Genomic DNA, 13,066 nt, shown 5'->3' with positions numbered 1-13,066 from the left:
TTGCGGCCCCTGGTCAATACTCTGAAGACGATGCTTACAGGCGCGACTCGCGATTGGCGATGGCCGAATGCAGATTCAGGAAGTCGAGCAGGATTCGCCCGCTCTCCGCCAGATAAGCATCCTCCTCAGGCTTGAGTTTTTCATTCTCGGCGTGTAGCGCGGCGGTCTCTTCGTCCTCGAGCTTGTCCAGCGGCTCCTGGCCCTTGGCTTGCCGCATGGCATTTTCCAGATCCAGTTGACGCTGCTCGATCTCCGCCTGACGGGCGCGGCGGGTTTCCTCGTTGAGGCTGACCGTCGTCTCCTTGACCAGCTCCTGGGAAAGCGCCAGACGCTGCCGGCTATAGACGAAATCAGGATCGTCGGCAGTGCGCGCCTCGTGGCGAGCGGTGAGCTCGTCGAGGAAAGGCTTGAACGGATTACGGTCCACCTGAATGACCGGACGGATGCTGTCCCAGGGCATGGCCTGGGGCAGGGCGCTCTCGCCAATCACCGAGGTGTCCACCGAGGCCGGGTAGGAGATATCGGGAATCACGCCCTGATGCTGGGTGCTGAGACCTGAAACGCGATAGAACTTGGCGAGGGTCAGCTTCAGCTCACCATGGTTGAGCGGCTGGATGCTCTGTACGGTTCCCTTGCCGAAAGTCTGGCCGCCCAGCACCAGGGCCCGGTGATAATCCTGCATCGCGCCGGCGAAGATCTCCGAGGCCGACGCCGAGAGGCGGTTGACCAGCACCGCCATGGGGCCCTTGTAATAGGTCCCCAGGTTGTCGTCGGCAAGAATGTCCACACGGCCATCGGCATTGCGCACCAGCACTGTGGGGCCCTGCTCGATGAACAGGCCCGTGAGTTCGGTGGCTTCCTGCAGCGAGCCGCCGCCATTGTTGCGCAGGTCGATCACCAGGCCATCGATGTCCTCCTCCTGCAGCTCGGTGAGCAGGCGGCGTACGTCGCGGGTGGTGCTCTTGTACTCGGCTTCGCCGGCCCGCAGGGCCTTGAAGTCGAGGTAGAACGCAGGGATCTCGATGACACCGAGGCGGAAATTCCGCCCTTTATGGTCGAGCTCCAGCACAGCCTTCTTGGCTGCCTGCTCCTCGAGCTTGACCGCTTCGCGGGTAATGGCGACCACGCGGCTGCTCTGGTCGTTGGGGGCGTTGCTGGCGGGGATGATCTCCAGGCGAACCTTCGAGCCTTTCGGTCCGCGGATCAGCTTGACCACTTCATCGAGCCGCCAGCCCACCACGTCGACCATCTCCTCGTTACCCTGGGCGACACCGACGATGCGGTCCGCGGGGGCGATCTGACGGGTCTTTTCCGCCGGGCCGGCAGGAACCAGGCGCACGACCTTGACGAATTCGTTGTCGTTTTGCAGCACGGCTCCGATACCTTCGAGCGACAGGCTCATGTTGATATCGAAATTCTCGGCATTTTCCGGGGAAAGATACTGGGTGTGCGGGTCGTAACTCTGGGCGAAGGCATTGATGTAGGACTGGAAGACATCCTCCTCGCGAGTCTGCCCGAGGCGCGCAAGCTGATTGGTGTAGCGCTTGGTCAGCAGCTCGCCAATGGATTCATCGTCGCGCCCTGCAATCTTCAGCCGCAGCACTTCGTCTTTCAGGCGCTTGCGCCAGAGATCGTCGAGCTCCTGCTTGTTGCTGGCCCAGGGTGCGTTCTCGCGATCGACCAGCAGCTCCTCGTTCTTGGTGAAGTCCATGTTCTCGACGCCCTTTTCCAGCAGCGACAGGGCATAGCTCAGGCGCTCCTGCTGACGTGCGAGGTGCCTACGGTAGATGGCGTAGCCCGGCTGCAACTCACCATTGCGCAGAAAGTCGTCGAACTGGTGGCGCCACTTTTCGAACTCGCCGACGTCCGATGCGAGGAAGAAGCTGCGCGAAGGATCGAGCATCTTCAGGTAACTTTCGAAGATCTGCGCCGACCGCGCATCGTCCAGCGGCGGCTTGTTGTAGTGATGACGCTTCAGTAGTTCGACTACATTCAGACTGGCGATGACCTGCTCACGGCTCGGTTGCAGGTGCTCCCAGCTTTCCATCAGGCTGGGCTTGGCCATCAGCACGGCGGACTGGAAACCCAGCACGAGGGCCAGGACGGTACCGGTGAGCTTGCTTTTCATGGCTTGAGAACTACGTAAGGCTATGGAGTAACGCATATTAGGCCATCGGTTGAGGCGCCGGTTACATTACCGGTCCGGCGGATGATAGATCGGCCCGACGGTCATCGGTGGCCGACCCGGCCAGCGAGCGCAGCTCTGAGCGCAAGCACGATTCAATATGGAGGTAGCATGAAGGCATTGCAAGGCATCGAGGGGCAACTGGAATGGGTGGAGATCCCCACGCCGACTTGCGGCGAGGGGCAGGTGAGAATCAGAGTCGCCGCCGCCGGTCTCAACCGGGCTGACCTGCTCCAGCGAGCCGGGCTCTATCCGCCACCACCGGGCGTCACCGATACCCTGGGGCTGGAGTGCGCGGGCATTGTCGAGGAGGCCGGCGCGGGCAGCCGCTGGCAGGTGGGTGATCGGGTCTGCGCCCTGCTCGCCGGAGGCGGCATGGCCGAGCAGGTGGTGGTGGACGCGCGCCATGCGTTGCCGGTACCGGAAGGTCTGACCCTGGTAGAGGCAGCGGCGATTCCTGAAGTCTATGCCACGGCCTGGCTGAATCTGTTTTCCCTTGGTCGACTCCAGCCCGGCGAAAAGGTCCTGCTGCATGCCGGCGCCAGCGGCGTCGGCTCGGCCGGTATCCAGCTGTGCAAGGCCTTTGGCAACCCCTGCTGGGTCAGCGTCGGTTCGGCCGAGCGACTGGCCTATTGCGAGTCGCTTGGTGCCGAGGGAGGAGTGCTGCGCGGTGAACAACTGGAGGCACTGCGCGACTTCGCGCCCTTCGATGTCATTCTCGACCCGGTGGGGGCCAAGTACGCCTCGCTGAATCTGCAGGTGCTGGCACTGGATGGCCGCTGGGTCATGATCGGCCTGATGGGCGGACGCGAGGCCTCGCTGGACCTGGCCAAGGTCCTGAGCAAACGCATCCAGCTGATCGGGTCGACGCTGCGCAGCCGCCGGGCGGACGCCAAGGCCGCGCTGATGGCCGAACTCGAGCAGAAGGTCTGGCCGCTGTTCACTTCCGGCGCGCTTTCGCCGCGGCTGGAACGCAGTTACCCGATCAAGGATGCCGAGGCCGCAGTGGCTCTGTTGGCCAGCAACAGCGTCTCGGGCAAGCTGGCGCTGGTCATCGACGACAGCCTGGTCTGAGTTCACTGGCGGTGGCGCATCGCGGCACCGCCAGCATGAACGGGGTCAGGGCAGGTCGGCGCTCTGGTAGAAGGCCGCGAGGACCTTCACCAGGTGCTGCAGGTCGTGGCTGCCGGCCAGCTCGCGCACCGAGTGCATGGCAAAGGTCGGCAGGCCGATGTCGACCGTGCGCACGCCGAGCTGGCTGGCGGTGATGGGGCCGATGGTCGAGCCGCAGCCCATGTCGCTGCGGGTCACGAAGGCCTGCACCGGGACCTCTTCGACCAGGCACAGGTGACGGAAGAATCCGGCGGTTTCGCTGCTGGTCGCGTAGCGCTGATTGCTGTTCACCTTGATCACCGGCCCGGCATTGAGCTTCGGGCCGTGGTTGGCATCATGCTTGTCGGAGTAGTTGGGGTGGATCGCATGGGCGTTATCCGCCGAGATCAGCAGCGACCGGTTGATGATCCTGGCAAAGGCATCGCCTTCCGGTAGTACGCGGGTGAGCACCTGCTCGAGGAAGGGGCCGTCGGCGCCGCAGCAGGAGGTCGAGCCCACCTCCTCGTGGTCAGTGCAGACGAGCACGCAGCTCTCTTCCGGACCGGCCTTGAGCAGGGCCTGCAGGCCGGCATAGCACGACAGCAGGTTGTCCAGACGGGCACTGGCGATGAAGTCGCCGTGCAGGCCGATGATGGCGGCGCCCTGGGTGTCGTAGAAGCTCAGCTCGTAGTCCAGCACGACGTCGGCCACCAGGTCGTGTTCGCGCGCCAGCTGGTCGGCCAGCAAGGCACGGAAGTCCGGGCTGTCCTGGCCGCCGATCTGGGCCAGGATCGGCGGCAGTTCGTTCTGGGCATTGATGCACCAGCCCTGGTTGGCTTCGCGATTGAGGTGGATCGCCAGGTTGGGAATGACCGCGATGGGTTGGCGAAAATCGATCAGTCGGCTCTCGATCTTGCCGTCCCGGCTGAACGTCACCCGGCCGGCCAGCGAGAGGTCGCGGTCGAACCAGGGGGCCAGCAGCGCGCCGCCATAGACTTCCACGCCCAGCTGCCAGAAACCCTGGCGCTGCATCTCGGGCTGTGGCTTGACCCGCAGGCAGGGACTGTCGGTGTGGGCGCCGACCAGGCGAAAGCCGCCCTCGAGAAGCGGTCTGGTGCCGAGCTGGAAGGCGACGATGGCCGAGTCGTTGCGGGTGACGTAGTAGCGACCGCCAGGCTCGGTGGCCCAGGGCGCGCGCTCGTCGAGCGCCTGGTAACCGGCCGCGCGCAGGCTGCGGGCGAGGTTGGCGGTGGCATGGAAGGGGGTGGGCGAGGCCTGCAGGAATTCGATCAGGCCCTGGTTGAGTTCATCGCGCATGGGGGGCTCCGGACGGCAATCGCCGGAGTTTAACGTATCGCTGCCCGGACCTGTGCGCTCCGACCGGACAAGCTGGCCGCTCTAGAAAGGCGCCTGGCTCTCGAAGCGCATCCGATGGCCATTCTGCGGGTGGGTCAGTGTCAGCATGCTGGCATGCAGGCACAGGCGACCGTGGGCAGCCAGGGCTTCGGTGTGGGCGTACAGGCGGTCGCCCAGCAGGGGATGTTCGATGGCAAGCATGTGCACCCGTAGCTGATGCGAGCGTCCGGTGATGGGCGTCAGCTCGACCCGGCTGTAGTGACCACAGCGCTCGAGCACTCGCCAGAAGGTCAGTGCATGTCGGCCATGCTCATGGTCGATCACGTGGCGCGGTTTGGTCGGCGGGTCGTAGCGTAGCGGCAGGTCGATCCGCCCGCTGTCCAGCTCCGGCTCACCCCAGCACAGCGCGGTGTAAGCCTTTTCGGTCTCGCGGTCGTGAAATTGGCGAGACAGCTCGCGGTGACTGTCGGCGTCGCGGGCCAGCACGATCAGACCCGACGTCTCCCAATCCAGTCGGTGGACGATCCTGGCTTCCGGAAAGCCGTTCTCCTGCAGTCGGGTGACCAGGCAGTCCCGGTTGTCCTCGGCGCGGCCAGGCACGGAGAGCAGCAGGGTGGGCTTGTCGATAACCAGCAGGGCGTCATCCTGGTGGACGAAGCGGATATGCGTCAGCGGCATGGAAGATTCGATACAGGGCGTGCTGTCGGAGCGGTGAGGCCGCTCCGGCAGCAGCGGGGGATCAGCGATCCGGGAGGGTGATGTTCAGCTCGAGGATCGAGCAGCTGCCCTGGTCTTCCAGGGCGACCTGTACCTGATCGCTGTCGATATTGACGTACTTGCGAATCACGGCGACCAGCTCCTTTTGCAGCGCCGGCAGGTAGTCCGGCTCGTTGCGCTGGCCACGTTCGTGGGCAACGATGATCTGCAGCCGCTCCTTGGCGACCGCGGCGGGGTTGTTGGAGCTTTTCTTGCGCTCTCGAAAGTAGTCAAACAGGTTCATTCTCGACCTCCAAACAGTCGTTGCAGGAAGCCTGGCTTCTTGACATCGAGGAAGCGGTGTTCGACTTCCTTCCCGAGCAGGCGCTCAACGGCGTCGCTGTAGGCCTGGCCGGCATCGCTTTCATCGTCGAGGATGACCGGGACGCCCTGGTTCGAGGCCTTAAGCACCGCCTTGGATTCGGGGATTACGCCCAGCAGGCGAATGGAGAGAATCTCCTCGACGTCCTCGACGCCGAGCATCTCGCCCTTGGTGACGCGCTCGGGATTGTAGCGAGTCAGGAGCAGGTGTTCCTTGATCGAGTCCTGCCCTTTCTCGGCGCGACGCGACTTGCTCGCCAGCAGGCCGAGCATGCGGTCGGAGTCACGTACCGAAGAGACTTCCGGATTGGTGACCACGATGGCCTCGTCGGCCAGGTACATCGCCAGGTGAGCTCCCTTCTCGATGCCGGCCGGGGAGTCGCAGATCACGTATTCGAAGGTCTGGGCCAGCTCGGTGATTACCTTTTCGACGCCTTCCTGGGTCAGTGCGTCCTTGTCACGGGTCTGGCTGGCAGCCAGCACGAAGAGGTTTTCCAGCCGCTTGTCGCGGATCAGCGCCTGGGCCAGGGTGGCGTCGCCCTGGATGACGTTGACGAAGTCGTATACCACGCGCCGCTCGCAGCCCATGATCAGGTCGAGGTTACGCAGGCCGACGTCGAAGTCGATGATGACGGTCTTGTGCCCGCGGAGGGCCAGGCCGGTGCCGATGGCTGCGCTGGTGGTAGTTTTGCCGACGCCACCCTTGCCGGAAGTGACTACGATGATCTTGGCCAAGGTGCTTCACCCTTTTTTGAAATGGTGGGAATTCCCGGGAAATGCGTCCGGTAAGACCCGTTATGGTCATGAAAAATGGCGGAAGTATCCGTTAAAGGCGTGTGATGTTCAACACGTCACCGGACAAGCTGACCTGTACGTTGCGTCCCCATCCGGGGTCGCGCCTGAGGTCTTCGGCAACCTTGTAGCGACCGGCGATCGACAACATCTCGGCGCCCAGTTCATGGCAGAAGATCCGCGCCGTGGCGTCACCCTTGATACCTGCCAGCGCCCGGCCTCTAAGCGGAGCGTAGACATGGATATTGCCATCTGCCAGGAGTTCCGCCCCGGGGCTGACCGGCGCTGTAACAATGAGGTCGCCGCCCTGGGCATAGACCTGCTGCCCGCCGCGGATCGGCGAGGTGATCAAGCGGGTAGGGCGGTGCTCCGGTTCGGCGGGCTTGGGCGGTTCCGGCGCCGGCGCCGTAGGGTTGAGGGTACGCGCGCGGGCGCCGCTGGGCGGTAGCACCGCCAGGTCGAGCTGCCGCGCCGCATGTACGTGCAGGGCGAGCTTGGCGCGCAGGGCCAGGGTGCGCAGTCCGTGCTTGCGGCAGAGCTTGAGCAGCGCGTCGAGATCGATCTCGGCGTGTTCCTCAGGCAGGCGGTCGAGCGCCAGTACCAGGGGCGTGTTGCTGAAGAATTGCGGCGCTTGCCGGACCTTGGTGGCGAGCTGTCGATCCAGGCGTTCAAGATCGCTGTGCAGGAGCTCCAGCACGGTGAGGGCGAGCATGCTGCCCTTGAGCTGAAACGCGGGGTCTTGGTCGAGTTGGTCGGCTTGGCTCATGGTCTGCCTGCGTAAAGGACTGGCGGGGACTTATAGCGAGCTGCGGCGGCCTGTGCAAGTCGCCTGTGAGCGCAACCGACGGGTGCGTGACGTGCAGGACAGCCTGGCGCCAATACTGGCTTTTTGCCGGGTGACCTGATTGATGCAGCGCTGTGGCCTCTGGCTCGGGCCGGGGTGCGCCGGGCCTTTTCGTTTGCCTGGCGCTTTCCGTTACCATTCGCGTTTTCTGCCTGACGAGCTCCCATGGATACCCCGCGTTTCCGTCGTTCCTTTCTTCACCCGCGCTACTGGCTTCTATGGTCGGGGCTTGGATTGCTCTGGTTGGTGTCACGGCTGCCCTATTCCGTTCTGCTGATCCTGGGACGTGGGCTTGGCGGGTTGATCTACCGCTTTGCCGGTTCACGTCGGGAAATCGCCCGGCGCAATCTTGAGCTGTGCTTCCCCGAATGGTCGCAGACGCAACGTGAGCAGGTCCTGCGCGAGAATTTCTCCTCCGGTGGCATCGCCCTGTTCGAGATGGCCATCAGCTGGTGGTGGCCAACGGCGCGCCTGCGGCGCCTGGCGCACCTGGAAGGCCTCGAGCATCTGCAGCGGCTGCAGGCCGAGGGCACCGGCGTGATTCTGATGTCCTTTCACTTCACCACTCTGGAAATCGGCGGCGCGCTGCTCGGCCAGTGGCATACCATCGACGGGATGTACCGTGAGCACAAGAATCCGGTATTCGACTACGTCCAACGGCGCGGGCGCGAGCGGCACAACCGCGACGCCACGGCCATCGAACGCGAAGACGTGCGGGCGATGCTCAAGGTTCTGCGGGCAGGGCGCGGCATCTGGTATGCGCCAGACCAGGACTACGGCCGCAAGCAAAGCCTTTTCGTGCCGTTCTTTGGAGTCACGGCAGCGACCGTGACGGCTACAAGCAAGTTCGCGCGACTCGGCAAGGCACGCGTGGTGCTCTTTACCCAGCAGCGCCTGGCCGATGGCTCGGGTTATCGGCTGGTGGTGCATCCGCCGCTGGAAGACTTTCCCGGAGAGAGCGAGGAAGCCGATTGCCTGCGCATCAATCAATGGGCCGAGGCGGCGATCCGGCAGTGCCCCGAGCAATATCTCTGGGCCCATCGCCGCTTCAAGACCCGGCCCGAGGGCGAGCCGAGCCTGTATCGCCGCGACTAGCCGGCCAGACGGCCGTCGCGAAAGTCGCGCAGCGCCTGTTCGATCTCTTCGCGGCTGTTCATCACGAAGGGGCCGTATTGCACGATGGGCTCGCGCAACGGCTTGCCGGCGAGCAATAGCACCCGGGCACCAGCGTCGCTGGAGAGCTGCAGTTCCCCTTCCTCGCCCAGTCGCAGGAGTTGCCCGGCGCTGGCGGTCTCGCCGCTGCCGAGGCTGACCGTGCCCTCGTATACGTAGAGCAGCACGCGGTGCCCCTGCGGCAGTTGTGGTGCCAGCCTTGCCCCGGCATCGAGGTGCAGATCGTATAGGTGCGGCTCGGTGTCCTCGCGCTGGACCGCGCCGGCCTGCTCGCAGTTGGCTGTACGCAACTGCCCGGCGATCACGCCGATGCGCACGCCATCGAGCGAAACCCAGGGTATTTCTTCCGGCCTGAAGTCGCGATAGCCGGGCTCGTCCAGCTTGGCCCGTGCCGGCAGGTTCAGCCACAGCTGGAAGCCCCGCATGCGCCCGGCCTCCTGCTGCGGCATCTCGCTGTGGATGACGCCGCGTGCCGCAGTCATCCACTGCACGCCACCGTTTTCCAGCAGGCCGGCGTTGCCCATGTGGTCTTCGTGACGCATGCGGCCTTCGATCATGTAGGTGACCGTCTCGAAACCCCGGTGAGGGTGCGGTGGGAAGCCGGCGATGTATTCGTCCGGGTTCTCCGAACCGAATTCGTCGAGCATCAGGAAGGGGTCGAAGGCTTCCATGCCGCTGCCCCCGAATACTCGGGTCAGGCGGACACCGGCGCCGTCGGAAGTGGGCCGGCCGGTGTGGGTGGACAGCAGGGTTCGCAAGGTCATGTTTCGGACTCCTCAAGAGGTCATGAACCAAAGCCTACGCTTGCAGCTTCGAAGATGTTGCCGAGTTTTGGGCTGGATTGATCGAAGGGTTCGATCAATCCAGGATCTGAATCTGCCGTGCCCGGTTATAGATGTAGCGAACCTGCTCATACTCGAAGGGCGAGTTCAGCTGGCCGTAGCGAAAGGGCGTGGTATGGCGCAGGTCGACCGTCCTGAGCCCATACAGGACCGGGTACTCGCTCGTGGCATGGTGGTAGCCATGGAAATTGATCGACCGCTCCAGGCCATAGTCCACCAGAAGGCCGGTGGCGTCGCGCAGGTTGGACGGCCCGAACGCCGGAAGCACCAGGTAGGGCCCGCTTGGCACGCCATAGGAGCCGAGGGTCTGGCCGAAGTCTTCCGGCTGGCGCGGCAGCCCCATGCGGGTGGCTGGATCCCAGAGCCCGCCGACGCCGAGAATGGTGTTGAACAGCAATCTTGCAGTGGTGCGCATCGAGCGCTCGACCTTCAGCTGCATCACGCTGTTGGCAAGGTTGCTGATGTCGCGCAGGTTATTGAAGAAGTTGCTCACCCCGGTGCGTACCGGGCTCGGGGTGACGTGTCGATAGCCGCGCACCACCGGAAGCATGACCCACTGGTCGAGACGATAGTTGAAGTGGTACATGCGTCGGTTGAAGCGCTCGAAGGGGTCGTCCACATCCAGCGCGTCGGACGTGGAGAACTCGAAGACCTGCTGATCGAAGTCGGGGTTGAAGTCGAGCGTCCGCAGCGGATCGACGAAGCCATCCTCGTCGGCTTCGGCAAGTGGGGTCTGGGCCCCGGCGTTGGCACAGACGAGTGCAAGCACGAGCGGGGCGATCAGTCGGCGCTTGTCAGCCACGGAGAAACTCCAGCATGTGGTTCACGTTGTCTCGGTAGAGCAGGTTGCCGCAGTGCCCGCCGCGTGGATACAGGGTCAGGCGGTCGCCCATCGTGCGGCGCAGGAAGCCCAGGTCTCCAGGCCCGAGGATGAAGTCATCGGCGTTGTGCATGACGGCGATCTTGGTCTGTTCGCGCAGGTAGTCCTCGAGCGCATAGAGGCTCACCTGGTCGGTCAGCTGCGTCAGGCTGCCGCCATCGAAGCGCTCGCGCCACCAGGGAACCAGCTGCTTGGTCATGTAGCAATCGAAGTCGCACCACAGCGCCTGGCGGAAAAAGGGCTCCAGGCTGGTGCCGATGGTCAGGCGGGCGTCTCGCGGGGTAATCAGGCCTCGTCGGTTGATCAGGTCGGAGGTAAAGGCGATATCGGCGACCGCCAGGCGAAACACGCTGCCGATGAGCATCGCCAGTTGTTCGTCACTGAGTCTATGGTCCGAGCGCTGGAACTCCACCAGCAGGGCTTCGTCCAGATCGATCTGGCCGCGCTCCTGGAAGAATCGGGTGACCCTTTCAAGCACCTGCTCGTAGAAGTTGTCCCCGGTGTCCACGCGGGTCTGTACCAGGCGGTCGAGGTTGCGCACCGAGGTGGACAGGTTGACCGGCGGGTTGAGCATCAGTACGCGCTTGAAGGCGAACTGACCAAGGCGTTCGTCGAGATGGCTGACGAAGGCGGCGTTGAGCGCCCCGAGGCTGTAGCCGGCGAGGTGGAACTCGGTGACCGCCAGGTCCGCCTGCTGTGCGCGGATCGCCTGCATCACCCGGTAGAGATCCCTGGCGTCTTCCGCCGAATAGCCCGGCGTGGCCAGGCGCGAGGCGGCCGCCATGAAGTCGTAGCTGGTGGGCGAGGAGAGCTGGACCACATGGTAGCCCGCGCCGTAGAACACTCGCTTGAGCGATTCCATGGTGCCGTTGTCGTAACGCGAACCCGTACCGGCGATGACGAAGATCAGCGGCGCGGGACCGCTCTGCCGTGCCAAGCGATACTGCAGCGAGGTTACCGGCCAGAAGTTGTCCGGCAATGAGTGCTCCCGCTCGGGACGCAGCCGCAGGCTGTAGTCGCCCTGGTCGATCGCGTCGATGGCCGGCATCGGCGCCTGCAGGTGCGCCGGCGTGTTGGCCAGGGTCGCTTCGAAGGGGTTGGTCAGCGGATAGCCGTAGTCGGAGGGGTCGAACGCAGTGGCCAGCGGCGCCGTGCTGAACAGCAAGCCGGCAAGCAGAGCGTACAGGCGGAGCATTACAGGTCCCTCTGGGCAATGGACGAATCGCGTGGGGTTAGGACCTTCATCATGGGGCCGGGTGCCCCAGCGCTCAACTCGGAATTACGACCTGCGGTGTCCTTTGTACCATCCGGCGTGTTCGAGGAGGGTCAGTCCAGCCACTCGCGCGGCACATCGCGCTTCAGGGCGAGCTGGCACTGACCGCTGTCGGCATCGAACACGATAACGGCCAGGCCCTTGTCCAGCGCCTGGCGAACGCGCGCCACGCGGGTCTCCAGAGGCGTCTCGTCGCCGTTGTCGGTGCCGTCGCGCGTGACGAAGTCTTCGATCAGGCGGGTCAGGGTGTCGGCTTGGAGGCTGTCAGGGGGTATCAGCATGGAAGGGAGGGGCCGAGGAGGGGGGCGCTAATCTGCCTGGGGACGACCAGCGCTGCAAGGTCAATTGTCGGTGGTCTTGTGGTTCTTGCCCAGCAAGGTGTCGACCGCGGGCACTCGGGTCTCGCTTTCCATCTGTGCGTCGTGCTCGAGCTGGTGGCTGAAGCGCTCGAGCGAGTCGCGCTCGGAGACCGAGTCGCTGGAAAACACCGGCGGGCTGAGCATGTAGGCACAGATCAGCCGGGTCAGGGCTGCCAGGCTGTCGATGTGGGTACGCTCGTAGCCATGTGTGGCATCGCAGCCAAAGGCGATCAGCGCCGTGCGGATGTCGTGCCCGGCCGTGACCGCCGACTGCGCGTCGCTGTGGTAGTAGCGGAAGATATCGCGGCGGGCGGCGATCTCGTGCTGGCCAGCCAGCTTCAGGAGGTGCCGGGACAGGTGGTAATCGTAGGGCCCACCGGAATCCTGCAAGGCGATACTGACGGAATGTTCGGTGGACTGCTGGCCCTTGGCCGAAGGCGCAATGTCGATGCCGACGAATTCGCTGACATCCCAGGGCAGGGCCGCGGCGGCACCAGAACCGGTTTCCTCGGTGATGGTGAACAGTGGATGGCAATCGATCGGGGCCTCGCGGCCGCTGTCGATCACCGCCTTGAGGGCAGCGAGCAGCGCGGCTACGCCGGCCTTGTCGTCCAGGTGGCGTGCACTGATATAGCCGCTCTCGGTAAACTCCGGCAGTGGGTCGAAGGCCACGAAGTCGCCGATGTTGAGGCCCAGCGCACAGGTTTCGTCGCGGCTGTAGGTATAGGCATCGAGGCGCAGTTCGACGTGGTCCCAGCTCACCGGCATCTCGTCCACGGCGGTGTTGAAGGCGTGCCCGGAGGCCAGCAGCGGCAGCACGCTGCCGCGTATCACGCCGCTGTCGGTGAAGACGCTGACGCGGCTGCCCTCGGCGAAGCGGCTCGACCAGCAGCCCACCGGGGCCAGGCCCAGGCGGCCATTGTCGTGGATCTCGCGGACGATGGCGCCAATGGTGTCCAGATGCGCCGACACGGCGCGGTCGGGGCTGTAACGACGGCCCTTGAGCGTAGCGCGGATGGTGCCGCGTCGGGTCAGTTCGTAGGGAATGCCGAGCTCTGTAAGCCGCTCGGCAACGTAGCGCACGATGGTGTCGGTGAATCCGGTCGGGCTGGGGATGGCGAGCATTTCCAGCAGAACCCGCTGCAGGTAGTGGAGATCGGGTTCGGGCAGTTTTGCGAGCATGGGGATTCCTT

General features: G+C 64.4%; 13 protein-coding genes. 2 read left to right on the top strand and 11 right to left on the bottom strand.

Annotation, left to right across the window (positions count from 1 at the left end; all coding sequences use genetic code 11):
* Window positions 1-34 precede the first annotated feature (34 nt).
* Window positions 35-2,128, bottom strand: a complete 2,094-nt coding sequence (locus tag ACFOMF_RS16245) for a carboxy terminal-processing peptidase (RefSeq protein ID WP_386366780.1) — start codon at window positions 2,126-2,128, stop codon at window positions 35-37.
* A 168-nt stretch (window positions 2,129-2,296) separates the two neighbouring features.
* On the opposite strand from ACFOMF_RS16245, the gene ACFOMF_RS16240 reads away from it, so the two are divergent.
* Complete coding sequence (locus tag ACFOMF_RS16240; protein WP_386366778.1) at window positions 2,297-3,259, top strand: NAD(P)H-quinone oxidoreductase; 963 nt, start codon at window positions 2,297-2,299, stop codon at window positions 3,257-3,259.
* A 45-nt stretch (window positions 3,260-3,304) separates the two neighbouring features.
* Here ACFOMF_RS16240 and ACFOMF_RS16235 read toward each other — a convergent pair whose 3' ends face one another.
* The 5 genes from ACFOMF_RS16235 to minC form a co-directional block, all read right to left on the bottom strand.
* Window positions 3,305-4,594: a M18 family aminopeptidase gene (locus ACFOMF_RS16235; RefSeq protein WP_386366776.1), complete on the bottom strand. Its 1,290-nt coding sequence runs from the start codon at window positions 4,592-4,594 to the stop codon at window positions 3,305-3,307.
* 81 nt (window positions 4,595-4,675) lie between these two features.
* Window positions 4,676-5,311, bottom strand: coding sequence for an RluA family pseudouridine synthase (locus ACFOMF_RS16230; RefSeq protein WP_386366774.1), 636 nt, complete (start codon window positions 5,309-5,311; stop codon window positions 4,676-4,678).
* 61 nt (window positions 5,312-5,372) lie between these two features.
* Entirely contained in the window at window positions 5,373-5,633 is a 261-nt protein-coding gene (gene minE, locus ACFOMF_RS16225; protein WP_386366772.1) for a cell division topological specificity factor MinE, read from the bottom strand.
* Entirely contained in the window at window positions 5,630-6,445 is an 816-nt protein-coding gene (minD, locus tag ACFOMF_RS16220; RefSeq protein WP_386366770.1) for a septum site-determining protein MinD, read from the bottom strand. The genes minE and minD overlap by 4 nt, the downstream gene beginning before the upstream one ends.
* Before the next feature lie 91 nt (window positions 6,446-6,536).
* A complete protein-coding gene (gene minC / locus ACFOMF_RS16215) occupies window positions 6,537-7,268 on the bottom strand; it encodes a septum site-determining protein MinC (protein WP_386366768.1) in 732 nt (243 codons plus the stop codon).
* A 243-nt stretch (window positions 7,269-7,511) separates the two neighbouring features.
* Between minC and ACFOMF_RS16210 the strand changes: the two genes are divergently transcribed.
* Window positions 7,512-8,441, top strand: a complete 930-nt coding sequence (locus ACFOMF_RS16210) for a lipid A biosynthesis lauroyl acyltransferase (RefSeq protein WP_386366766.1) — start codon at window positions 7,512-7,514, stop codon at window positions 8,439-8,441.
* On the opposite strand, the gene ACFOMF_RS16205 is transcribed toward ACFOMF_RS16210, so the two are convergent.
* The 5 genes from ACFOMF_RS16205 to ACFOMF_RS16185 form a co-directional block, all read right to left on the bottom strand.
* Window positions 8,438-9,283, bottom strand: coding sequence for a pirin family protein (locus ACFOMF_RS16205; protein WP_386366764.1), 846 nt, complete (start codon window positions 9,281-9,283; stop codon window positions 8,438-8,440). The genes ACFOMF_RS16210 and ACFOMF_RS16205 overlap by 4 nt on opposite strands.
* 94 nt (window positions 9,284-9,377) lie before the next feature.
* Window positions 9,378-10,130, bottom strand: coding sequence for an MlaA family lipoprotein (locus tag ACFOMF_RS16200; protein WP_386366871.1), 753 nt, complete (start codon window positions 10,128-10,130; stop codon window positions 9,378-9,380).
* A 25-nt stretch (window positions 10,131-10,155) separates the two neighbouring features.
* Complete coding sequence (locus tag ACFOMF_RS16195; protein ID WP_386366762.1) at window positions 10,156-11,436, bottom strand: serine/threonine protein kinase; 1,281 nt, start codon at window positions 11,434-11,436, stop codon at window positions 10,156-10,158.
* 131 nt (window positions 11,437-11,567) lie between these two features.
* A complete protein-coding gene (locus ACFOMF_RS16190) occupies window positions 11,568-11,795 on the bottom strand; it encodes a YheU family protein (RefSeq protein WP_386366760.1) in 228 nt (75 codons plus the stop codon).
* A gap of 60 nt (window positions 11,796-11,855) precedes the next feature.
* Window positions 11,856-13,055 (bottom strand): osmoprotectant NAGGN system M42 family peptidase, encoded by a 1,200-nt coding sequence (locus tag ACFOMF_RS16185; RefSeq protein WP_386366758.1) that lies wholly within the window; start codon window positions 13,053-13,055, stop codon window positions 11,856-11,858.
* Window positions 13,056-13,066: the final 11 nt, after the last annotated feature.

Source organism: Stutzerimonas tarimensis, from assembly GCF_042648805.1.
GTDB lineage: Bacteria > Pseudomonadota > Gammaproteobacteria > Pseudomonadales > Pseudomonadaceae > Azomonas > Azomonas tarimensis.
Note: the sequence above shows the minus strand (reverse complement) of the source record. Positions and strands in the feature narration are given on the sequence as shown.

Coding starts and splice junctions, on each gene's coding strand:
- ACFOMF_RS16245 (WP_386366780.1), bottom strand. CDS start 2,128: ATGAAAAGCAAGCTCACCGGTACCGTCCTGGCCCTCGTGCTGGGTTTC.
- ACFOMF_RS16240 (WP_386366778.1), top strand. CDS start 2,297: ATGAAGGCATTGCAAGGCATCGAGGGGCAACTGGAATGGGTGGAGATC.
- ACFOMF_RS16235 (WP_386366776.1), bottom strand. CDS start 4,594: ATGCGCGATGAACTCAACCAGGGCCTGATCGAATTCCTGCAGGCCTCG.
- ACFOMF_RS16230 (WP_386366774.1), bottom strand. CDS start 5,311: ATGCCGCTGACGCATATCCGCTTCGTCCACCAGGATGACGCCCTGCTG.
- minE (WP_386366772.1), bottom strand. CDS start 5,633: ATGAACCTGTTTGACTACTTTCGAGAGCGCAAGAAAAGCTCCAACAAC.
- minC (WP_386366768.1), bottom strand. CDS start 7,268: ATGAGCCAAGCCGACCAACTCGACCAAGACCCCGCGTTTCAGCTCAAG.
- ACFOMF_RS16210 (WP_386366766.1), top strand. CDS start 7,512: ATGGATACCCCGCGTTTCCGTCGTTCCTTTCTTCACCCGCGCTACTGG.
- ACFOMF_RS16205 (WP_386366764.1), bottom strand. CDS start 9,283: ATGACCTTGCGAACCCTGCTGTCCACCCACACCGGCCGGCCCACTTCC.
- ACFOMF_RS16195 (WP_386366762.1), bottom strand. CDS start 11,436: ATGCTCCGCCTGTACGCTCTGCTTGCCGGCTTGCTGTTCAGCACGGCG.
- ACFOMF_RS16190 (WP_386366760.1), bottom strand. CDS start 11,795: ATGCTGATACCCCCTGACAGCCTCCAAGCCGACACCCTGACCCGCCTG.
- ACFOMF_RS16185 (WP_386366758.1), bottom strand. CDS start 13,055: ATGCTCGCAAAACTGCCCGAACCCGATCTCCACTACCTGCAGCGGGTT.